3 protein-coding genes are annotated in these 24,913 nt (G+C 72.0%); 2 read left to right on the forward strand and 1 reads right to left on the reverse strand.

What is annotated here, in order from left to right; genetic code table 11:
• Nucleotides 1–51 precede the first annotated feature (51 nt).
• A complete protein-coding gene (locus ACLZOT_RS00655; RefSeq protein WP_416966645.1) occupies nucleotides 52–20,691 on the forward strand; it encodes an amino acid adenylation domain-containing protein in 20,640 nt (6,879 codons plus the stop codon).
• Nucleotides 20,688–24,104 carry an ACP S-malonyltransferase gene (fabD, locus tag ACLZOT_RS00660; protein ID WP_416966646.1) on the forward strand — a complete coding sequence of 1,139 codons (3,417 nt, stop codon included), beginning with the start codon at nucleotides 20,688–20,690 and terminating at the stop codon, nucleotides 24,102–24,104. Before ACLZOT_RS00655 ends, fabD begins: the two co-directional genes overlap by 4 nt.
• Here fabD and ACLZOT_RS00665 read toward each other — a convergent pair.
• Nucleotides 24,101–24,901 carry a phosphotransferase gene (locus ACLZOT_RS00665; protein WP_416966647.1) on the reverse strand — a complete coding sequence of 267 codons (801 nt, stop codon included), beginning with the start codon at nucleotides 24,899–24,901 and terminating at the stop codon, nucleotides 24,101–24,103. The genes fabD and ACLZOT_RS00665 overlap by 4 nt on opposite strands.
• Nucleotides 24,902–24,913 lie beyond the last annotated feature (12 nt).

Here is a 24,913-nt window from a genome sequence, read left to right on the forward strand (position 1 = left end):
CACCAGAGAGGCACGCAGGAGAGGTCCGATGTCCAGGTCCGAGGTGACGGAATGACGACGACAGAAGGCGCGGCCGGCGGACGGCCCGGGACGGCAGGCAGGGGCACGGACATGGACGACAAGCGCGCGGCACTGCTGCGGCTCCTGCGGGAGACGCGGACGAAGGACACCACACGAACGGACGAAGGGCCCCGGACGACCGAAGCCCTCACCGGCATCGCCGTGATCGGGCTCGCCGGCCGCTACCCCCGCGCCGAGAACCCCGGCGAACTGTGGGCCCGCACACGCGACGGCGAGCACTGCGTCGGCGAATTCCCGGCCGACCGCAGCGACGGCGGCCGGCCGGAGACCCGCCGCTGGGCCGGACTCATCGACGACGCCGACGCCTTCGACCCCCTCTTCTTCGGCATCGCCCCCGTCGACGCCGACAGCATCGACCCCCAGGAACGCGTCTTCCTGGAGACCGTCTGGGCCGCCCTGGAGGACGCCGGACTCCCGCCCCGCCGCCTCGCGCGCGAGACCAACCCCGTCGGCGTCTTCGCCGGGGTCATGAACAGCGACTACGAGTGGATGGGCGGCGAGGCCACCGCCCTCGGCGCCCCCAACGCGGCCCGCTCCAGCCACTGGTCGATCGCCAACCGCGTCTCCTACGTCCTCGACTTCCGCGGCCCCAGCCTCACCGTCAACACCGCCTGCTCCGCCTCCCTCACCGCGATCCACCTCGCCTGCGAGAGCCTGCGCTCCGGCGAGTGCCGGGTCGCCGTCGCGGGCGGCGTCAACCTGATCCTCCACGAGTCGCACCTGCGCACCCTCGCCGACAACGGCATGACCTCACCCGGCGACCAGGTCCGCGCCTTCGGCAAGGGCGCCGACGGGTTCGTCGACGGGGAAGGCGTCGGCGCCGTCATCCTCAAACCCCTCGCACAGGCCGTCGCCGACGGCGACCGCATCCACGGCGTCATCCGCTCCTCCGCCGTCAACTCCGGCGGCAAGACCGGGGGTTACACCGTCCCCAGCCCCCATGCCCAGGCCGAGGTGATCCGCGCGAGCCTGCGCAGGGCCGCGATCGACCCGCGCACCATCGGCTGCGTCGAGGCCCACGGCACCGGCACACCCCTCGGCGATCCCATCGAGATCGCCGGGCTGCGGGAGGCGTTCGCGGAACACCTCGACGACAGCCTGGTGCGGGGCGTCGAGCGCTGCGCCGTCGGCTCGGTCAAGTCCAACATCGGGCATCTGGAGTCCGCCGCGGGGGTCGCGGGGCTCACGAAGATGCTGATGCAGCTTCGGCACGGGACCATCGCGCCGTCCCTGCACTCCGGTGAGTTGAATCCGGACATCGACCTCGCGGGTACGCCGTTCTTTGTTCCGCAGGAAGTTGTGCGGTGGGAGCGGGCAGTTGCCGTTCACACGGACGGGCGGCGGGTGGAGCTGCCTCGGCGGGGGGCGGTGAGTTCCTTCGGCGGGGGTGGGGCCAACGCGCATCTCGTCGTCGAGGAGTACGTCGAGGAGAGCGACGGGGCCGCTCGGACTCAGGCCGCTGCTGGCCCGCACCTCGTCGTGCTGTCCGCCCGGGACGAGGAACGCCTCCGCGTGTATGCCGGACGTCTGGCGGGCTTCCTTGAGGGGAGTGCTGGGGGCGCCGATGACGGGAGTGCCGAGTGCGGCGCTGGGGTCGTCGAAGCGACCTGCCTCCGGCTCGCCGCCGAGGTCCTGGGCGTGGAGGCCGCCGACCTCGACCCCCTCGTCCCGCTCCACGAATACGGGTGCGGTGCGGCCGAGTTGACCCGGCTGGCCGAGAAGCTCGACGCGGAGTTCGGGCGGGGCGGGCTGCATCTGACAGGCGCGACGACCCTGCGCGACCTCGCCCCGGCACCGGCCGCCGACCTCGCGCCGGCCCTCAGCCTCGCCGACCTCGCGCACACCCTTCAGGCCGGCCGCGAGGAACTGCCCGCCCGACTCGCCTTCCCTGCCCGGGACTTGACCGAGGCACGTGCACTGCTCCACGCGTACGCCGCCGGCGAACCGACCGCCGGGGTACTGACCGGCATCGCCCCGGCGCAACGCCTCGCGGCGGACGCCGGTCTGCGACGCGCCCTGGACGACGGCGACTTGCGTACGGTCGCCGAACACTGGGTGCGAGGCGTCGGAGTCGACTGGGCCGAGACCGGTGGCCGTCGGGTGGAGCTGCCGACCTACCCCTTCGCCCGCAAGCGGTACTGGCTGCCGCGCCCCGCCGCGACGGCGCTGATTCAGGGGGGCACAGGGTCCGCGACGGCGTTGATGCAGGGAGGCGTCGGCTCCGCAACGGCGTTGGTGCAGAGCGGTGTTGGGCCTGTGGCGTCCGTGACTGCCGTGGCGCGGACAGGCGTCACCCCCGCCTCGCCCATGTCCTGCTACCGCCCCACCTGGCTCCCCGAACCCCGCCCCACGGCCACCCCCGACCCCGCCACCCCGCAGAGAGTCCTCATCCTCACCACCCCCGACGCCGCCCCCCTCGCCACCGGCATAGCCCACCACCACCGCGCCGACGACACCCGCCTCGTCGACCTCGACCGCGACGACCTCGACCGCGCCCTCACCGAGGCCGGCCGCGTCGACCGCGTCTACCACCTCGGCGGCATCAACCCGGGCGACCTGACGGCCAGTCACCGGCGAGGTGTACTCGCCCTGTTCAAGGCGGTCCGCCACCTCGCCCCCCAGGGAACCCGCCTCCACCTCAAGGTCGTCACCAACGACGCCTCCGCCGCCTTCGGCGACCCCGTCACCAACCCCTTCGCCGCCGGACTCCACGGCCTCACCCGGGTGTTGGTCAAGGAGCGCCCCGAAATCCGGGCCGTCTGCCTGGACTTCGCGCACGGCGAGTCCCCCCAGGAACACGTACTGGCCGGCGTACTGGACGAACCCTGCGACTCCACCGGCCGGACGGTGCTGCTGCGGCACGGCGCGCGGTACGTCCCCGCGTTGCAGCCCGTCGAGCTGCCGGAGCCGCAGGAGACGCCGTACCGCGAGCGCGGTGTGTACGTCATCGTCGGCGGAACCGGCGGCATCGGGCAGGAGTTGACCCTGCACCTCGCCGAGCGGCACCGCGCGAAGGTCGTCTGGATCAGCCGCAGCGCGCTCGGCCCGGAGCAGCAAGCCTGTGCGGACCGGGCAAGGGAACTCGGCGGCGAGGTGCTGCACCTGCGCGCCGACTGCCGGGACACCGAGGCGCTGACCAGGGCCGCGCGGGAGGTGAAGACGAGGTTCGGGGCGATCCACGGCGTCGTGCACGCGGCGATGACCTTCGACCCCGGCCCGCTGGCCGCGCTCGACGAGGACACGTTCACGGCGGCACTCGCGGTGAAGACCGAGGGAAGCGTGGCCACGGACCGGGCGTTCGGCGCCGAACCCCTCGACTTCATGGTGTTCTTCTCGTCCGTCGGCGCCCTCGTCGGCACCGCAGGGAACGGCACCTACAGTTGCGCCGGAGCCGTCCAGGACGCCTACGCGCTCCACCTCGACCACCGGCGCCCCTACCCCGTCCGCGTCATCGACTGGGGCTACTGGGGCCCGGTCGGCTCCGGCGCCCGCCCCGGACTGCGCGAGATGTTCCACGGGCTCGGCATCGGTGAACTCACCGTCGCCGACGGCCTGTCCGCCATCGCCCGCACCCTCGGCGGCCGGCTCCCGCAGGTGCTGCCGATCAACGCGGACACCACCGCGCTCACCGCGCTGGGCGCCGCCACGGTCCCGCCCGCCCGGCAGTCCCGGACCGACGCCCCGCCCACCCTGCGCACGGCCGCCGCCCGCCTGCTGAGCCCGCGCACCGACGACACACCCGGCGTCCTCAGCGTCATCTCCGGGTACGAACGCCTCACCGAGGTCTGCCGCCCCGCCGTCCTCGGCGTTCTCCAGGGCATGGGCGTGCTCACCACGCCGGGCGAGAGCCACGACCGCGGCCAACTCGCCGACCGCCTCGGTGTGTTGCCCAAGTTCCGGCGGCTGTACGAGGCACTCCTCAACATCCTGGAGAGCAACGGGTACGTCGAGTTCGACGCCGGACGCGTACGGCTCCCGGACACCGCGAGGCCGGCCGGGGCCCACTCCTCCGACGCGCTGGAACCGGAGTTCGACCGGATCGCCGCCGACCACCCCGACCTCGCGCCCACGGTCACCCTCACGCGGCTTTTCCTGCGCCGGTACGCCGAGATCCTGCGCGGCGAGATCCGCGCCACCGAGATCATGTTCCCGGGCTCCTCGATGGCGCTCGTCGCCGACTTCTACAAGGCCAACCCGCTGACCGACTCCTTCAACGAGCTGGTCCGCGACGCCGTCGGCGTCCACCTGGAACACCGGATCGCCCGCCTCGCCCCCGGAGAGCGGCTGCGGATCGTCGAGTTCGGCGCCGGCACCGGGGCGACGACGGACTCCGTACTGCCGGTCCTCGCGCCGTACGCCGACCGGGTGTCGTACTGGTTCACCGACATCTCCCAGCACTTCCTGGACCACGCCGAAGCGCGGCTGCGCCCTGAGTACGACGCCCCCGGCTTCCTCAACTTCCGGGTCCTCGACCTCGAACGGGGGCACACGGAGCAGGGGTTCGAGCCCGGTACCTACGACCTGGTCCTCGCCACCAACGTCGTGCACGCGACGGCCGACCTGCGGTCGACGCTGGGCAAGGCCAAGGACCTGCTGCGAGCCGGGGGGTGGCTCGTCCTCAACGAGCTGACCGAGGTGCGCGACTCCACCACCGTCGTGGGCGGGGTGCTGGACGGGTGGTGGCTCTTCGACGACGGTGAACTCCGGCTGCCGGACTCGCCGTTGGTGCACCCCGACACGTGGCGCAGGCTGCTGCGGGAGCAGGGGTTCGGGGATGTGACCGTCACCGGGGGGACCGGCGCGGACGGGCGGGCGCGGGGGCAGCACGTCGTCATCGGGGAGAGCGACGGGCTGCGGCCGATCGCCGTTCAGGACGGGGGAGTTGCCGAGACCGTCGCCGAGGCGCCGGTAAGTGCGGCGCCGTCCGGGCGACTCCAGAACCGGCTCGCCGCCATCGTCGCGCGATGCCTGAAGCTCGACGAGGACGTGGACCCCGAACGGCCCCTCGCGTCCTACGGGTTCGACTCGCTCACCGGGATGAAGATCGTCGCCGGGATCGCGGACGAGTTCGGCGTGACCGTGTCGCTGGGGGACTTCTACGACCATCCGACGTTGCGGGAACTGGCGGAGTATTACGCGGAGTCGGGGACGCTGGGTTCAGAGGGCTCCGGGGTTTCGGGAGCGCCGGAGGGAGGGGGAGGGGACTCAACAGGGCCCGTCGAAGGCGTTCTTGGGAAAGCTCCCCAAGCTGCCGGCCCCGCCAGGACGCTCCCCCCGATCCTCGTCACCGACGGACCCTCCACCGACCACCCCCTCTCCGAAGGCCAGCGCGCCCTGTGGGTCATCGAGCAGATGAACCCCGGCACCTACGCCTACAACCTCCCCCTCGCCTTCCGTCTCGACCCCGGCACCGACGTCGGCGCCCTCCGCCTCGCCCTCCAGAGCATCCTGGACCGGCACGACAGCCTCCGCTCCACGATCCGCACCACCGACGACGGCCCCGTCCGCACGGTCGCGGCGTGGCAGGAACTCCACTTCCAGCACCGCTACTTGGCCGTCACCGACGAGCAGGCCGTCCGCGCCCGTGTCCGCGAGGAGGCCCGCCGCCCCTTCGACCTGGCCCACGGCCCCCTCCTGCGCGTCACCCTCTTCACCCAGGGCGACGGCGGTCAGGTGCTGCTCCTGGCCTTCCACCACATCGTGTTCGACGGCGTCTCCATCGCCGCGTTCCTGCGCGAACTCACCACCGGCTACCGGGAATCCGTCGCCGGACGCAGGCCCAGCACCGCCCCCGTCGAGGCGACCTTCGCGGACTTCACCGCCTGGCAGCGCGACCTCCTCGCGAGCCCCGAGGGCGACCGCCTCCGCGCCTACTGGCTGCGCCGCCTCGACGCCGGCACACAGCCCCTCGCCCTGCCCTACGACCGGCCCCGACCGCAGGTCCCCGGCTACCGGGGCGCCGCCGTCGAGGGCCGGATGGACGCCGAACTGGTCGCCCTGGCCCGGCGGTTCGCCGCCGAGCAGCGGACCTCCCTGTTCGCGGTCCTGCTCTCCGGCTACGCCACCCTGCTCCAGCGCTACACCCAGCAGCGCGGCATCCGCGTCGGCACCCCGGCCGCCGGACGCCCGTCCGCACGGTTCGAGGACACCCTCGGCTACTTCATGAACATGGTGGTCCTCCAGGCCGACGTGGACCCGGACAAGGACTTCGGTGCGCTCGCCGGGCAGCTGCACCGGACGGTCCTGGAGGCCCTGGAACACGCCCACCTGCCGCTGATCTCCCTCACCGAGGCGCTGCGGCAGGCGGGCCGCACCGACACCGCCGACCTGTTCCGGACCGCGTTCTACTTCCAGAACTGGGTGGAGCCCGGCGAGAGCGGCCCCGTGCGCGAGGTGTTCCACGGGGTGCACCAGGAAGGCGAGTTCGACGTCACCCTGGAGATCGTCGAGGGCGCCGCCGACTGCGCCTACACCCTCAAGTACGACCCCGACCTCTTCGACGAGGACACCGTGCGCCGCCTCGGCGAGCACTTCCTCGCCCTGCTGAGGTCCGCGCTCACCGAACCCGCCCGCCCCGTCGGCCGGTTGCCCCTGCTGACCGGCGACGAACGGCGGCAGGTCGAGCGGCAGTGGGAGCAGGCCCGACGCGCCTACCCCCGCGAGCGGACCCTCCCCGACCTCGTCGACGAGCAGGCCGCCCGCCGCCCCGACGCCCTTGCCGTCACGAGTGGCGGCGAGACACTGACGTACCGTCAACTCACCGAGAAGATCGACTGGTTGGCCGGGCACCTGAGGGCCGAGGGGGTACGGCCCGGCCGTGCCGTCGGAGTCCTCGTCGAGCGCGGACACCTGCCCGTCGCGCTGCTCGCCGTCCTCAAGGCGGGCGGGAGCTACGTCCCCCTCGACCCCACCTTCCCCGTGGACCGGCTGAGTTACATGGCCGAGGACGCCGGACTCCACCTCGTCCTCACCACCGGCACAGCGGAGGACGCGCTCGGCGGGATCGCCGTACCGAGGCTGCGGCTCGACCGGCTCACCGGGCAGACCAGCTTCTCGGGGCCGGCCGCCGGGCCCGACGACACGGCGTACGTCATCTACACGTCCGGATCCACCGGGCGCCCCAAGGGAGTCGCCGTCCCGCACCGGGCGCTCGTCAACTTCCTCGTCTCGATGCGGGACGAGCCCGGGTTCGGGCAGGACGACACGCTGCTCGCGCTGACGACCGTGTGCTTCGACATCGCGGCGCTGGAGCTGTACCTGCCGCTGATCACGGGCGGGCGGGTCGAGATCGCGCCCGCCGACGTCGCCAAGGACGGCGTCAGACTCCGGCGCCACCTGGAGAGTTGCGGCGCGACCGTCATGCAGGCGACGCCCAGCACATGGAAGATGCTCCTCGCCACGGGGTGGGCCGGCGACCGGTCGCTCACCGCGCTGTGCGGGGGAGAGGCGCTCGACCAGGACACCGCCGACGCCCTGGTCGAGCGCACCCGCGCCGCCTGGAACCTCTACGGGCCCACGGAGACCACCATCTGGTCCGCCGTCGCCCGCCTCACCCCCGGCAGCCGCGTCACCCTCGGCCGTGCCGTCGCCAACACCCAGCTCCTCGTCCTCGACGCACACGGCCAGCAGGTCCCGCCCGGCGTCCCCGGCGAACTCCACATCGGCGGCGACGGGTTGGCGACGGGGTACGTCAACCGGCCCGACCTCACCGCCGAACGCTTCGTCCCCAACCCCGTCGCCCCCGAACTCTCCCCGCGCCTGTACCGCACCGGCGACCTCGTCCGCGCCCTGCCCGACGGCACCCTCGCATACCTGGGCCGCGCGGACACGCAGGTCAAGGTGCGCGGGTACCGCGTCGAGACCGGCGAGGTCGAGGCCGCGATGCGCAGGCTCGCCGGGGTCACCGAGGCCGTCGTCGTACCGGCCACCGCTGCCGGGGGCAACGGGGTGATGCTGCGCGGCTTCTACACCGGGACCGGGGAGCCGGTCGATCCCGCGCCGCTGGGCGCCTGGCTGCCCGAGTACATGGTCCCCGATGTGCTGGTCCCGCTGCGGGAGTTCCCGCAGACCCTCAACGCCAAGACCGACCGGGTACGGCTCGGGACGGCACCCCTCGACGAACTACGGTCCACGTACGGCGAGTTGAGCACTGCGCGAGCCGTCGTCGTACCGCAAAGCCCCCTCGTCGACGAACTGACCCGCCTTGTCGCCGAGGTCGCCGAGGTCGCCGAGGACCGGGTCCCCAAGGACCGCCCGCTCGGTGAACTCGGGCTGAACTCCGTCGGGTTCACGACGCTCAGCACCCGGATCGGCAAGGTGCTCGGCGTGGAGGTCTTCCCGACCGCCTTCTACCAGTACCCGACCGTGACCGGCATGGCGGGCCATCTCCTGCACGCGCACCCGGAGTTGCGAGCGCGCTTCGGCGCTGGGACCTCGGCCGCTCAGGCTGTCCCCGTCGAGGCCGTCGGGTCCGGGAGCGGCACCGGTATCGCCGTCGTCGGCATGGCCGGGCGGCTCCCGCAATCCTCTGACCTGGACGCCTTCTGGCAACACCTCGCCGACGGCGACGACTTGATCCAGGAGATCCCCGCCGACCGGTGGGACTGGCGTGCGGCCGAGGGCTCCCGCTCCCGGTGGGGCGGGTTCGTGCCGGACGTCGACCGCTTCGACGCCAAGTTCTTCGGGATCTCGCCGCGCGAGGCCAGGCTCATGGACCCCCAGCAGCGGCTGGTCCTCGAAACGGTGTGGACGGCGCTGGAGGACGCCGCGATCCGGCCCTCCGAACTCGCCGGGCGCCGCGTCGGCGTCTTCCTCGGCGTCACCAACTCCGACTACCTGGAGGTCCAGCGCACCGCGGGACAGGAGACCGACGGCCACACCATCACCGGCGCCGCCCTGTCCATCATCCCCAACCGGGTCTCCTACCTCCTCGACCTGCGCGGCCCCAGCGTCGCCGTCGACACCGCCTGCTCCAGCTCCCTCACCGCGATCCACCAGGCGGTCTCCGCACTGCGCGACGGCTCCTGCGACCTCGCCATCGCGGGCGGCGTCAGCCTCATCCTCGACCCCTCCCTGTACGTCGCCCTCAGCAAGAACGAGATGCTCAGCGAGGACGGCCGCTGCAAGGCGTTCGACAGCCGCGCCAACGGATACGTACGCGGCGAAGGCGTAGGAGCCGTCGTCCTCAAGGGACTTGACGCCGCCGAGCGCGACGGCGACCCCGTGCACGCGGTGATCCGGGGCTCCGCCGTCAACCACGGCGGCCGCACCAACTCCCTCACCGCGCCCAGCCCCGACGCCCAGGCCGAGGTCATCGCCCGCGCCCACCGCATCGCCGGCACCGACCCGGCCGCCGTCGGCTACATCGAGGCGCACGGCACCGGGACCGCGCTCGGCGATCCGATCGAGGTGACCGGACTGCGTACCGCCTTCCGGCAGTTGTACGAGGACGCCGGGCAGGCCCTGCCGTCCGCGCCGACGGTCGGGCTCGGGTCGGTCAAGAGCAACGTGGGGCATCTGGAGGGCGCCGCCGGGATGGCGGGGCTGTTCAAGGTGGTCCTCGCGATGCGGCACGCGGTGATTCCGGCGAGCCTGCACGTCGTCGAGGAGAACCGCTACCTCGAACTCGACGGGGGGCCGTTCCGGATCGTCACGGAGCCTTCGCCGTGGGAGCGGACGGGGGCGCTGCCCCGGCGGGCGGGGCTCAGTTCGTTCGGGTTCGGTGGGGCGGGGGCGCATCTGGTGCTGGAGGAGCCGCCGTTCGCTGCCGCCACGGCCGTGCCGGCCGACGATCACGGGCCCGTGCTGTTCGCGCTCTCCGCGCGCAGTGAGACCGCCCTGACCGCGTACGCCGTGCGGCTTGCCGCGCACCTCCGTGAAGGGCGGACCGCGCTGGCCGACGTCGCCCACACGCTTCGGGTCGGCCGTGAACCCATGCCCCAGCGGCTCGCGTTCGTCGCCGATGACCGGGCGGGGGCGCTCGGGGTGCTCGATGCCTTCGTGGCCGGGGAGCGGGTGGCCCGCAGGGGGCGGGCCGGGAAGGGGCGTGCGCAGACCGCGTCCTGGCGGCGTTACCTGGACTCCCTCGTCGCCGACCGTGACCTCGCAGCGCTGGCCGAACTCTGGGTGGAGGGCGAGGAGTTCGACTGGCGGGGGCTCGGTGGGCAGGCGCGTCGGGTGCGCATTCCCACGTACGTGTTCGACCGCGCTCGGCACTGGGTGGACAGCGCGGTGGCCGCTCATCCGCTGCTGGACACCATCGCACCCGGCGAGTGCGCCAAGCGGCTCACCGGCGGCGAGTTCTACCTCCGGGACCACCTTGCCGACGGGACGCCGATCCTGCCCGGTGTCGTACTGCTGGAGATGGCCCGCGCCGCCGATGAACTGACCCGGGGTGACGGGGAGTCGGTCCATCGGGTCGAGGACGTGACCTGGGCCGCGCCCGTCCGTACCGGGGCGGGTGACGTCACCGTACGGATCAAGCTCGATCGGCAGGTGGGGCGTACCGGCTTCGAGATCCACACCGGGAGCGGGCGGGCGCACGCCACCGGCACGGTCGTGTCCGGTGCGCGGGGTGAGCGGCCGAAGGTGGATCTCGGTGCTGTCGAGGGGCGTTGTCCTGTGCGGTCCACCGGGGCCGAGTACTACGCGCGGGTTGACGCGACCGGTTTCCACTACGGGCCCTCGTTCCAGGCCGTCGAGTGGCTCGCCAGCGGTGACCGTGAGGCCCTGGCGCGGCTTGTCACGCCAACTCACCTGCGGGGAGGCGGATATCGGTTCCATCCCGCATTGATGGATGCCGCCCTTCAGACGGCCGGCAGCATCGCCACGGGTGACGACGGCCCGGCGGCGCCCGCTCATCTGCCGTACTCCGTCGGGGTAGTTGAGGTGCTGGTCGAGCGGCTGCCGGACACCTGCCTCGCGCATGCCCGGCGTACCGACGACGGCTCGACTCCCGGCGTGAAGGTCTTCGACATTCTGCTGGCGGACGACGAGGGAGCGGTCGTCGCCCGTATCGAGCGGTTCACGCTGCGTGTGCTGCCCACCGCGAAGGGCGGTGACGAGCCGCTGGTCGCCTTCGAGCCGTACTGGCGGGAGAGTGCTCCCGCGGCTGTGCCGCTGCCGAAGACGCTGGTGCTGCTCGATGGGGCGCGGCGTGGGCTGGGGGCGCGGCTCGCGGAGCGGACCGGGGCTCGGGTCGTCACCGTGGATCCCGAAGGTGCCTTCGAACCAGGGGAGTTGGCCGGGCCCGTCGCGATCGTCCAGCTGGCCGGGGACGGGTTTCATGGGGCGCTCGCGGTCTGCCGGGCGTGGATCGCTCGGGGTGGCGGGGAGGCGCGGTATCTGTACGTCCATCCCGAGGGCGAGGCCGAGCAGGCCGCGATCAGTGGGCTGGCGCGGGCCGTTCGGGGGGAGTATCCGGGGCTGCGGATGAGTGCGGTGGCCCATCCCCCGCATGCCGATCCGGTCGAGGTCGTCGTCGCTGAACTTGGCTGTGCCGAGAGTCCGGCCGAGGTCCGGGCGGACGGTGTGCGGCGGTCGGTCGGGGCCTGGCGGCCGGCGAGCCTTCCGGCTGCGGGGGCCGGGGCGTTCGCGGCGAGGGGTGCGCACATCATCACCGGGGGGACCGGGGGGATCGGGCTGCATCTCACCGAGCGGCTCGCCTCGTACGGGGCGGACATCGTGCTTGCCTCCCGTCACCAGCCTTCGGCCGAGGTCGTGGAGCGTGTTGCGCGGCTCGGTGATACGGGGGCTCGGATCCTGCATGTCGCCGCCGATGTCACTCGGCGCGAGGATGTCGCCGCGCTGGTGCGGGCCGCTCGTGAGCACTCCGGGAGCGTCGCGGGTGTGCTGCACGCGGCAGGGGTGCTGCGGGACGGGTTCGTGCTGCGCAAGAACAGGGAAGAGGCTGATGCCGTTCTCGCGCCCAAGATGTTGGGGGCGCGGTGGCTGGATGAGGAGACCTGGGACGAGCAGCTCGCGTATTTCGCCGTGTTCTCCTCTACTGCCGCTGCTCTGAGCAGCGTTGGGCAGTCCGATTATGCGTACGCCAATGCCTATCTTGACCACTTTGTGCTGCGGCGTGAGGAACTTCGGGCTCAGGGGGCGCGGGTTGGGTTGAGTCTTTCCGTCAACTGGCCGTTGTGGCGGGACGGCGGGATGACGATGGATACGGCCGCTCAGCAGGCTATGCGGCGGGAGTTGGGGTTCGGGCCGCTGGCCACCGGGGCTGCGCTGGATGGGCTTGAGCGGGCTTTGGGGGGTTCCGCACCTCGGTTGCTGTTGGCCTCTGGGGATGCGGCGGCTATTCAGCGGGCGTTGGAGAGTGAGCATTCGGCGCCTCGGCGGGGGGTGGCTGAGATGGTGGGCGGCGGCGGGCTGCCGGACGGGGCTGGGCTGCGGGAGGCTGCCGAAGGGTTCTTGCGGGAATTGCTGGGCCGTGAGTTGAAGATGCCGGTCGAGGAGATCGATCCGGAGGAGCAGTTCGATCGGTATGGGATCGATTCGCTGTTGGTGTTGAGTCTTACTCGGGAACTGGAGGCTGTATTCGGGGAGTTGTCCAAGACCTTGTTCTTCGAGTACTTCACCGTGGCTGAGTTGGCTGAGTATTTCGTCGAGGAACATGGGGGGAAGGTCGCGGAGTTGGTGGGGGGTTCGGTGGAGGAGGCTGGTGAGGAGCGTGAGGTGGACTCGGGGGCGGAAGCGGTCCGGAGTGGTGGAGGTGTGGCAGGCTCCGACGGTGACATTGCCGTCATTGGTGTGAGCGGGCGGTACCCCGGGGCCGATGATCTGCGGGAGTTCTGGCGGAACCTTCGCGAAGGGGTCGACTCCGTCGAGGAGATTCCTGCCGAGCGCTGGGATCACTCCCGGTGGTTCGATGCCGACCGTGACGCTTCTGGTAAGTCCTATTCCAAGTGGGGTGGATTCCTGCGCGATGTCGACCGGTTCGACCCCCTGTTCTTCCGTATGTCCCAGGTCGAGGCCGAGCACATCGACCCCCAGGAGCGGATTTTCCTGGAGACGGTCTGGCATCTCCTGGAGGACGCCGGCATCACTCGCTCCGCGCTGGCCGGTAGCCGGACCGGTGTGTTCGTCGGCATGATGTACGGGCACTATCAGCTCTACGGCGTCGAAGAGGCGCTGCGCGGTGAGGGTGCCGCCACCTCGTCCTCTTACGCTTCCGTCGCGAACCGTGTCTCCTACTTCTTCGATCTCGACGGGCCCAGCGTCGGGCTCGACACCATGTGTTCGTCCTCGCTCACTGCCATTCATCTGGCCTCGCAGGCCATTCGGGCCGGGGACTGTGACACCGCTGTCGCTGGGGGTGTCAATATCTCCAGCCATCCGTTGAAATACCTTCAGCTCAGCCGGGGCGGGTTCCTTTCCTCGGACGGTCGTTGCCGGAGTTTCGGCGCGGACGGTGACGGTTATGTGCCGGCCGAAGGGGCCGGTGCCGTGCTGTTGAAACGGCTGTCGGACGCCGAGCGGGACGGGGACCGGATCCTCGCCGTCATCAAGGCTTCCGCCGTCAACCACGGGGGTGCGGGTAAGGGGTTCAGCGTTCCCAACGCCCGGGCTCAGGGCGATCTCATCGGCACTGCGCTTGAGCGTGCCGGGTGGAGCGCCGCCGATCTCGACTACATCGAGGCCCACGGCACCGGTACCTCGCTCGGTGACCCCATCGAAGTCAGCGGGCTGCTGAGGGCGTTCGGCGGGCAGGACCTCGGTGGGCGGAAGATTCCGATCGGGTCCGTCAAGTCCAACATCGGGCATGCGGAGTCGGCCGCCGGGATGGCCGCCGTCGCGAAGGTGCTGCTCCAGTTCCGGCACGGGCAGCTCGCGCCCTCCCTGCACGCCGACCCCCTCAACCCCAACATCGACTTCGCGTCGGCTCCCCTGCGTGTCCAACGCGCCCTCACCGATTGGGCGCCCCGCACTGACACCTCCGGTCGTCCCCTGCCGCGTACGGCTGCGGTGAGCGCGTTCGGTGCGGGCGGCTCCAACGCTCATGTTCTGCTGGAGGAGTACGTGCCGGCTCACCCCCCAGCGGTCGCCAAGGGCAGTACTCCGTACGTGTGCACTCTGTCCGCCCGCGACGCCGACCAACTCTCCACTTACGCCCGCGAGGTGGCCGACTTCCTGCGCACCGAGGGCAAGGACACCGACCCGGCGTCCCTCGCGTACACCCTCCAGGTGGGGCGCGAGGCGATGGCCCATCGGGTTGCCGTGGCGTACGAGGACCGTGCGGAACTCCTTGGACGGCTCGACGCGTTCGTCACAGGCGGCGCCGCCGAGATCTCCGGTGTATGGACCGGAGTTGTGCGGCGCAACGCGCGGAGTGCTTCGGCGGTCGCCTCGGACCCGCGTGCCCTGGCCGCTGCTTGGGTTGCCGGTGAGGTTGTGGATTGGGGGGTGCTGTACGAAGTGGTCCCGGCGCGGGTCGAGTTGCCGGGGTATCCGTTTGCCGGGGTGCGGTGTTGGTACGGGGATGCCGAGGCGCCGGTCGTGGAGCCGGGGCCTGCCGTGGGCGCGCGGGGGCACGAAGTGCTGTCCGTCCACGAGGAGTTCACCCTCACCTCAGCTACCCCCGTCATCGCCGGGCATCGCGTGGCGGGACAGCTCCTCCTCCCCGCCCTCGCCTACATCGACCTCGTCCACCAGGCGTTCCGCAAGCACGGGCTGTCGTACGACGCCCTGGAACTACGGGACTTGACGGCGGTCCGCCCGCTGGCGGTCACCCCCGACGCCCCCGTCCGGATCGCCCTGGACGGCGAACAGGTCACCCCGGACCGCTGGGCCATCCGTATCACCGGCCAGGACGGGCAGCCCTACGCCACCGCCGAGTTGGTCGCGACGGAGCCTGTCCGGTTCCCCGCGCTCCAGCGGCCCGCCGTTCCCTCGCCGTCGGCCACGGTCGAGGACCTTGGCGCGGTGTACGACCGTGACGCCGGGCTCGGGCAGGTCTACAGCGGGGCCGTTCGTGCCGGGGGGCAAGTCTGGTGGGACGGTGAGCAGTTGATCGCCGAACTCACTCCGCCGGCCGGTGCCGCGAGCAGCGGGCATCTCTTTCATCCCGGGCTGATGCTCGGCGGCGCGGTGGCTGCGGGGGCGCTGTTGGCGGACGTGGCCGGGGAGGCTTTCTTCCTGCCGATGTACGTGGAGTCGTTCCGGGCGGTGGCGCCGCTCAACGGTGCCTGCACGGCCCGGGTGTCGAGGTCGTCCGTCAGCCGGCGGGACGAGATCGCTCGGTTGACCGTGGAGTATCTGAGCGGTGATGGGCGTGTGCTCGCCGAACTGCGGGGCATGGCCAGTAAGTTGATCCGCTCCGGGACTCCGCGTGCCGCGAGCGCTCCGACGGGCGGGACCGCACTGACGGCCACCGAGGAACGCGTACGCCACCTCATCGCGGACGCGTTGAACCGTGACCCCGGTGAGCTGGAACCTACTGTCGGCTACTACGAGTTGGGCATCGACTCGGTCAGCGTGCTTGAGCTGGTCGGCACGTTGGAGCGGGAACTCGGCAAGAGTCTGCCGCCGACGCTGCTGTTCGAGTACACGACCATCCGTGACCTGGCGGCCTACCTGGACGAACACCATCCCGTCGCCGCGCACACGCCGCCGCTCGGCACACGGCTGCTCACCAAGGCGTGGGAGCCGGTCGTCGGCCTTCCGAGTGGTCAACTCCCCGGTCCGGTCGCCCTCTTGGCCACCGCCGACACCCTCGCCCTCGCCGACCGCCTGGCCCGTGAGCTGCCCGACGCCGAGGTCGTCACCGACCTCTCAGCCCGCCCCGACCGCTTCCGCGCCTGCGTCGACCTGACCGGCTGCGCGTATACGCGACCAGCCGCTCAGGGTTCGTACGACTGGCTGCCCTGGATCCAGCGCCTCGTGTCCCGCGCCTCCGCCGCCGAGCCCGTCGTCCTGCTCGGTGTCACCCGGGGATTGGAAGGCGGTGACCAGGTCAACCTGGCCGGCGCCGACCGGGCCGGGCTGTATCGCATGCTCCAGAGCGAGTACGCCAACATCCGTTCCCGGCACGTCGATCTGGACCCGCTGGACGATGACGTGATCGCCGTCCGGCAGCTCGTCGCCGAAATCGGTGACAGCGGTGAGGAGCCGGAGGTTCGCTTCCGTGCCGGGCAGCGGCAGCGGGGCGTGCTGCGCGAGAGTGCCTCTGCCGGTGGACTGCCTCCCTTCGTCGGGAAGTTCGGGCCCGACGAGGCGCTCTTCATCACCGGTGGCACCGGTGGGCTGGGGCTCGCCTTCGCCCGGTATGCCGTGCGGCACTGGGGAGTTCGGCGGCTCGTGCTCGTGGGGCGGAGTCAGTTTCCCGACCGGGCGGAGTGGGAGGCCCGGCGCGGTGACGACCCCAGGCTCGATGCGCTGCTCGGGCTGGAGCGGGCCGGCGCGGAGGTGCGGGTGCTGTCGTTGCCGCTGGACGGGCCTGCGCCCGGGCAACTGGCCCGTACCGTGCGGGAGTCGGGGGTCATCGGCGGTGTCATCCACTGTGCCGGGGTCGCCGACCGGGACAACCTCGCCTTCGTCGGCAAGCCGGGCGACGCCGTGCGGTCCGTGGTGAAGCCGAAGACCGCCGGGCTCGACGCCCTGGTGGACGTCTTCGCCGGGCACGCGTTGAGGTTCTTCGCGGTCTGCTCGTCCGTCGCCGCCGCCGTACCCAGCGCCGCCGTCGGGCAGAGCGACTACGCGATGGCCAACGCCTACCAGGACTATCTGGCCACCGCCCGGCCGCACGGGCTGCCGCTGTTGAGCGTGCAGTGGCCGTCGTGGAGCGGCGTCGGGATGGGGGACGAGAGTCCCGGGCCCGGTTATCTCCGTACCGGCCTCGGGAGCGTGACCGAGGACGAGGGGACGGCCCTGCTGGACCATCTGCTGCGGAGTGGCGCCGGACCTGTCGTGCTGCCCGCCGTCATCCAGGACGCGGAGTGGAGCCCTGAGTTGTTGACCCGGCGCCGGATCGACGCGGGGGCGGGTGAGGGGGGCGCTGGGAAGAAGGGGGCGAGGGCGGCCGTCGGCGTGAGGAAGGCGGGCGTGGGAGAGGGGTTCGATGTCGCCGTCGATGCCGCTGCCTCCTGGCTTCTCGGGCTGATCGCCGAGCAGTTGCACTTCGACGCGGGTCAACTCGGCGTGGACGTACCGATCGAGGACTTCGGGACCGACTCGATCGTGATGGTGCAGTTGCTGCGGAAGGTCGGGAGCCGGCTCGGGGTCGAGGTCGATCCGACGGCGTTCATCGAGCATCCGTCGGTCGAGGCGTTCGTGGGGTGGCTGGCCGAGGAGCATCCCGGGGAGTTCGCGGAGGCGTTCGGGGTGGCGCTGGGTGAGGCGGTCCCTTTTGACGCCGGGGCTGGCGGGGCCGAGGCGGAGGCTGCGGCTTCGGAAGGGGGTCCTGCCGAGGCTGAGGTCGCGGAGGCCCGGCCTGTCGAGGCTGGATTGGCGGGGGCCCGGCCTGTCGAGGAGGTTTCTTCCGAAGGCTGGCCCGCCGCTGAACCGGCCTCCCCGGCACGGGAATTCACCCGCCCGCACGACATCGCCGTCATCGGCATGTCCGGCCGTTTCCCCGGCGCCCCCGACCTCGACGCCTACTGGAAGCTGCTGAGCGAAGGGCGTTCGGCCATCTCCCCTGTCCCGCCCGAGCGTTGGGGCGGTGACGGGAGTCTCGTCGCCGGGCTCGTCGCGCGGGACGGGTTCGATCCCGGGTACTTCCTGCTGTCCGACGAGGACGCCGAGGCGATGGACCCGCAGGCCCTGGTCCTCCTGGAGGAGACGCTGTTCGCGTTCGCGGACGCCGGGTACGCGCCCGGCGACGTCAAGGGCCAGGAGATCGGCGTGTACGTCGGCGCCCGCAGCCGGCACCTCCCCGACGACGAGACGCTCAGCCGCACCAGGAACCCGATCGTCGCCGTCGGCCAGAACTACCTCGCCGCCAACGTCTCCCGCTTCTTCGACCTGCGCGGCCCCAGCGTCGTCGTCGACACCGCGTGTTCCTCCGCGCTGGTCGCCCTGCACTCCGCCGCGCAGGCGCTGCGGGACGGCGACGCGGACGCGGCGGTCGTCGGCGGGGTGACCCTCCTCGCGGACGACGCGGGACACCGACTCTTCGACCAGCGCGGGGTGTTGAGCCCCGAACCCGCCTTCCACGCCTTCGACCGGCGCGCGCGGGGCACCGTCCTCGCCGAGGGCGCCGGGGTCGTCGTACTGAAGCCGCTGGAGCGGGCACTCGCCGACGGGGACCGGGTGCAGGCGGTGCTGAAGGGGATCGCCGTCAACAACGACGGGCGTACGGCGGGGCCCGCGTCCCCGAATCCCGTCGCGCAGCGGGCCGTGATGGCCAAGGCGCTGGCGCGCAGCGGGCGTCGGGCCGAGGACGTCACGCACATCGAGACCAACGCGGCCGGGTCCGCCGTCCACGACCTCGTCGAACTCAAGGCGATCCAGGCCGTGTACCGGGACGGCTCGCGGGCCGCGTGCAGCCTCGGGTCCGTGAAGCCGAACATCGGGCATCCGCAGTGCGCGGAGGGTGTCGCCGGGCTCATCAAGGTCGTCCTGATGCTGCGGGAACGGCAGTTGGTGCCGTTCCTGTCCGGGCAGGAGCCGCCGGAGCACTTCGACATGGCGGCCACGCCGTTCGTGTTCGCCCGGGAGACGCGGAGTTGGCCCGATGCGCCGCTCGTCGCCGCCGTGAGCTGTTTCGCGGACGGGGGGACCAACGCGCATGCGGTGCTGGAGGGTTGGAGCGGTACGCCGGGTGGGCGGGCGGCGTTGGCCCGGCCCGCGCTGGCACAGCGCACGCTGACGGGTGTGAGTGACCCCGTACGACCGAGGCAGGCCGCCGCTGACCGCCGGGACGCCGCTCCTGTCCCCGTCCCCGTCGCCGTGATCGGCCTCGCCGGGCGCTACCCGGGCGCCGACGACGTGACCGCCTTCTGGCGCAACCTCGTTGAGGGCCACGACGCCGTCACCGAGATCCCGGCGGACCGTTGGGAGTGGCGTGCGCAGGAGACCCCGTCCCGGTGGGGAGGGTTCGTCTCCGATGCCGACCGGTTCGACGCGGAGTTCTTCAGGATCCCCCGCGCCGAGGCCGAGATCACCGACCCGCAGGAGCGGCTGTTCCTCCAGACCTGCTGGGAGGCGATCGAGGACGCGGGCTACACCCCGGCCACCCTGGTCGAACCCCGAGGGCCCGAACGGCGGCGTGCGGTGGGCGTGTTCGTGGGGGCCATGCACAAGGACTACGCCCTGATCGGCGCCCAGGCGGCACCGGTCGACGGCAAGCGGCTCCCCGTCAGCCTCAACCAGGGCATGATCGCCAACCGCGTCTCGTACTTCTGCGACTTCCACGGCCCGAGCATGGCCGTCGACTCCCTCTGCTCAGCCTCCCTCACGACCGTGCACCTCGCCGTCGAGAGCCTCGCCCGGGGCGAGAGCGAGGTGGCCATCGCGGGCGGCGTCAACCTGTCCCTGCACCCGGCGAAGTTCCACACGTACGGCGCGGTCGACATGCACTCCACCACCGGCCGCTCCCGCTCCTTCGGCGCCGACGCCGACGGCTGGGTCTCCTCCGAGGGCGTCGGCGCCGTCGTCCTGAAGCCCCTGGACGCGGCCGAGCGGGACGGCGACCACGTGTACGCCGTGATCCGCTCGACCGCCGTCAGCCACGTCGGCGCGGGCAGCGGCGTCACCGTACCCAGCCCGGTCGCCCAGGCAGCCGTGGTCTCCGACGCCCTGGACAAGGCGGGCGTCGACGCCCGCACGATCGGCTGCGTCGAGGCGCACGGCACCGGCACGAAACTCGGCGACCCGATCGAACTCCAGGGCCTGGTACGGGCGTTCCGCAGGCACACCGACGACACCGGGTTCTGCGCGCTGGGCTCGGTCAAGTCCAACATCGGACACGCCGAGTCGGCGGGCGGCGTCGCCGGCCTCACCAAGGCGGTCCTCCAGCTCCACCACCGCACCCTCGTGCCGTCCCTGCACTCCGAGACCGCGAACCCGCTCCTCGACCTGGACAGCACCCCGTTCCGGCTCCAGCACGCCGTACGCCCCTGGCCCGAACCGGAGCCGGGGGCCCCGCGCCGCGCGGGCATCAGCTCCTACGGCGCCACCGGGTCGCACGCCCACATCGTGCTGGAGGAGTACACGCCGGACGCCCAACCGCCATTGCCGGGGCCGCAGATCGTGCCGTTGTCGGCACGGGACGGCGACCGGCTGAAGGAGTCCGCCGAGCGGCTGCTCGCCTTCCTGGACGGCGAACAGGACCCGTCCCTCGCCGAGTTGGCCCACACCCTCCAGACCGGGCGCGTCCCGATGGCGAGCCGGGTCGCCATCGTCGTCGAGGACCTGGAGGAGCTGCGGCGAGGGCTGGAGAAGCACCTCGTCGCGAATCCCTGGGCCGCTCCCGGGACGCCGGAGAACGTCGAACTCTGGCTCAAGGAAAGGCGGTTGACCGACCTCGCCGACCACTGGACGGCGGGCGGCGACCTCGACTGGCGGCGCCTGTGGCCCGGCGTGCGCCCCCGCCGGGTGCCGCTCCCGACGTACCCGTTCGCCCGCGAGCGGCACTGGCACCCCGGCGTGGACGGGGGACGATGACCGTGCGGACCGTCTTCATGTTCTCCGGGCAGGGCTCGCAGACCTACCAGATGGGCCGCGAACTCTACGACCACGAACCGGTGTTCAGGAGCACCCTGCACCGCCTCGACGCCGAACTCGACACGTCCGTCCTCACCCGCCTCTACGATCCCGCCCGCCGCGTCTCCGACCCCTTCACCGACACGACGGTCACCCACCCGGCGATCGTCATGGTCGAACTCGCCCTCGCCGAGACCCTGATGGCGTACGGCGTCACCCCCGACCTCCTCCTGGGCGCCAGCCTCGGCGAGTTCACGGCCGCCGTCCTCGCCGGAGTCCTCGAACCCGGCGACTGCCTGCGCCGACTCGTCGGCATGGCCGCCACGGCGGCCGGATCCGACCCCGGCGGCATGCTCGCCGTCCTCACGGACCCGGCACTGTTCCGCCAAGAACCCGGCCTGCACCGGGAACTGGAGCTGGCCGCCCACAACTACGACGCCCACTACGTCGTCTCCGGCCCCCTCCACGCCCTGGACCGCACCGAAGCCCTGCTCACCGCACGCGAGATCGCCCACCAGCGCATCCCGGTGGCCCACGCCTTCCACTCCCGGCTGATGGACCCCTCCCGGCACGCCTTCGACGCGGTGTGGGCGGACGCCGAGTTCAAGGCGCCCCGGATCCCGCTGGTCTCCAGCGCCACCGCCGGTCCGCTCACCGAGGTCAGCGCCACGCACCTGTGGCGGGTAGCCCGCGATCCCATCGAATTCGCCGCGACAGTAGAGGAGCTGGAGGCATCGGGGCCCTACCTCTACCTCGACGCCGGGCCCTCCGGCACCCTCCACAACTTCGTCCGCGCCAACCTCGCCGCCCGCCCCGGCACGGGCTCCGAGTCGATGGCGCTGCTCACCCCGTTCACCCGTGACACCCGGCAGTTGGCCCTCGTGAGGGACCGCGCCCCAGCGAAAGGCGGTAGCAAAGTGAAAGTGTTCGGCTTCCCGGGGCAGGGCTCCCAGGTCAAGGGCATGGGTGCCGACCTCTTCGACGACTACCCCGACCTCGTCGCCCAGGCCGACGACATCCTCGGCTACTCCCTGCGCGACCTGTGCCTCACCAACCCCGAAGGACGCCTGAAACACACCGAGTTCACCCAGCCCGCGCTGTACGCCGTCGAAGCGCTCACCTACCTCCGGCGCGCGAAAGAGGACCCCGTCCCGCCGGACTTCCTCGTCGGGCACAGCCTCGGCGAGTACGCCGCCCTGTTCGCCGCCGGCGTCTTCGACTTCGCCACCGGGCTACGGCTCGTCGCCCGGCGCGGCGAACTCATGGGCCGCGCGTCGGGCGGAGGCATGGCCGCCGTCCTCGGGCTCGACCTCGACGCCGTCCAACTCGGCCTGGTGGAAGCCGGGTTGGCCGGCATCGACATCGCCAACCACAACGGCCCCGAACAGATCGTCCTCGCCGGGCCCGAGGCCGACCTCGTCCGCGCACGCGCCCTCTTCGAGGACCGGGGCGCGCAGGTCGTCGTCCTCAACGTGAGCGCGCCCTTCCACTCCCGGTACATGCGCGACGCCGCCGACGAGTTCCGCCGGCTCCTCGACGCGACCGAGTTCCGGGCGCCCCGGATCCCCGTCATCGCCAACGTCGACGCCCGTCCCTACGACGCCCACCGCATCCGGGAGACCCTCGCCGGGCAGATCGTCGGGCAGGTGAGGTGGGTCGACACCGTACGGCGGCTGATGGCCGAAGGGGACTTCGACTTCGCGGAGTTGGGGCCGGGGCGGACGCTCCAGAAGATGGTGGCGAAGATCCGGGCGGCGGTCACGCCGATGACGGCGGAGGAACTCGGGGCGCACATGGCCCAGGAGCAGACCGGCGCTGCCGAGGGTACGGCTGCCACCGGGGAGACGACGGCTTTCGTCGAGGAGGGCGCGGTCGCGGGCGAGGAGGCCACGGCTTCGGTGAGGGAGTCCACGGCTTCCGTCCGTCAGGTCACGACCACGGCACTGACCGGAACCGCCCCGAGCGTGCCGCCGAGCCCCAGCCCCGTCCGACCCCAGCCGTCCGCAGCCCGCCCCGACGGTGGCCCGGACCTGGACGGCCCGAACCCCGACGGCCCGGCCCTCGACCTCCCGGCCCCCGTCCCGGTCCCCCGCCGCCCCCTCACCCCCGAAGACCTCGGCGCCGAGACCTTCCGCACCCGCTACGGCCTCCGTCTCGCCTACCTGGCCGGCGGCATGTGCGGCGGCATATCCTCCGAAGCCCTCGTCGTCCGCCTCGCGAAGGCCGGTGCGATGGGCTTCCTCGGCACCGGCGGCCTCCCCCTGGCCGAGGTCGAGTCCCAAGTGCGCGGCATTCAGGGGGCGTTGGGTCCCGACGGCCCCTTCGGCGCGAGCCTTCTGCACCGCCACGCCGACCCCGACGCGGAACGCGCCCTCGTCGACCTGCTGTTGAGGCTCGGCGTCGGTACGGTCGAGGCGTCCGGGTTCCTGCGGTTCACCCCGGCGCTGGTCAAGTACCGCCTCAAGGGCGGCCGGATCATCGCCAAGGTCTCCCGGCCCGACGTCGCGGAGGCGTTCCTGCGCCCCGCGCCCGGTGACGTCGTACGCAGTCTCGTCGAGCAGGGCGAGGTCACCGGCGAGGAGGCGGCGAAGGGAGCCGGCCTTCCTATGGCCGACGACCTCTGCGTCGAGGCCGGTGGCGGCTGGGTGAGCGAGTCGACGGACCTGGCGACGCTCCTGCCGACCGTCGTCCGCCTGCGCGACGCCCTCGCCACCGGCCCGGCCCGCGTGCACGTCGGTGCGGCGGGCGGGATCGGCACCCCGGAGGCGGCGACGGCGGCGCTCGTCCTGGGCGCCGAGTTCCTGGTCACCGGGTCCGTCAACCAGTGCACGGTGGAGGCGGCGACCAGCCCCGAAGTCAAGGACATGCTCCAGGCGTTGGACGTCCAGGACACCGAACCCGCGCCCTGGGCCGAGATGTTCGAACTCGGCGTGCGTGCCAGGGCCGTCAAGCGGGGCGTCTTTCTCCCGGCCCGCGCCGACCGCCTCTACCAACTCTGGCGCACGCACGCCTCGTTCGAGGACATCGACGCCGACACGCGCCGCCAGATCGAGGACACGTACCTGCGCCGCCCCTTCGAGGAGGCATGGCGTGCGGCCCACACCGCCGGCCAGGAACCCGACGGGAAGCGGAAGTTGGCGCTGGCCTTCCGCTCGTACCTGGACGAGGGCTTCGAACTGGCACGAACAGGCGCCCCCGGACGCCGGGTCGACTACCTCGTCCACTCCGGACCCGCCCTCGGCGCCTTCAACCACTGGGTCAGGGGCACCAGCCTCGAACCCTGGCAGGCCCGCAACGTCGACACCGTCGCGGACCGCCTGATGGCGGCGACGGCCCAGCTGATCGAGGAGCGCTGCGGGGCCTTCAAGAACTAGGGCAGGAGGGCTGCCGTGAACGTCCCGCGGTGGTCCACCAGCCAGGTCTGCATACGGTCCCAGCGCTCCCATCCACCACGCTCGGCCAGCGCCTGGAGGTAGACCGGGTCTCCGTCGGCCACGCGGCGGGCGACGAAGGCCCGGCAGACCTCCGTGGCCTCCTCGACGACGGCGGGCAACTCGGTGCGGCCCTCCGCCGAAAGGCCGTATCCGTCGGCGAGAGTTCGGAGCCGTGCGGCCGTGTCCAGGCCAGGGGGATGAAGGGCGGACGCGGACTCGGGGTCCAGCATGGGCACCCAGTAGCGGGCGGTCATGGCGAGGTCCCAGAGGGCGCGGCCCGGGGCCGCCAGGTCGAAGTCGATCAGGGCGGCGGCCCGGCCGTCGCGGAAGACGACGTTCTCCGGGCACACGTCGTTGTGGCACACCATCGTCCCGCCCTGCGGATCGGCCAGGTCCGAGGGCCACTCGGTGCCGGGGGCGACCGGGACGGCCGAGCTGCTCTCATGCAGACGCCTCAGCAAGCTCCCCACGGACGAGAGGGCGGAGGCCGTCATCGCCCAGTCCGGGAACGGCGGCAGAGGTACGTCACCGGGGACGAACGTGAGTCGCTCGCGGCCGTCTGCGGTGAGGGCGACGGGAGTTGGCGCCGCGTCGAAGCCGTGCGTCTTGAGCGCGCGGAGGTAGGCGTGCAGGGCGGGCGCGTTGCGCGGGGCCGGGCGCTCCACCCACTCGCCCCGGCGGAAGACCGCTCCCGCGTTCGCCATTCCGCCGGCCAGCGCTTCGTCCTCAACCGTCATGAGGATCACGCT

This window comes from Streptomyces sp. 4F14 (assembly GCF_048159485.1).
Classification (GTDB): Bacteria; Actinomycetota; Actinomycetes; order Streptomycetales; family Streptomycetaceae; genus Streptomyces.

Coding starts and splice junctions, on each gene's coding strand:
- fabD (WP_416966646.1), top strand. CDS start 20,688: ATGACCGTGCGGACCGTCTTCATGTTCTCCGGGCAGGGCTCGCAGACC.
- ACLZOT_RS00665 (WP_416966647.1), bottom strand. CDS start 24,901: ATGACGGTTGAGGACGAAGCGCTGGCCGGCGGAATGGCGAACGCGGGA.
- ACLZOT_RS00655 (WP_416966645.1), top strand. CDS start 52: ATGACGACGACAGAAGGCGCGGCCGGCGGACGGCCCGGGACGGCAGGC.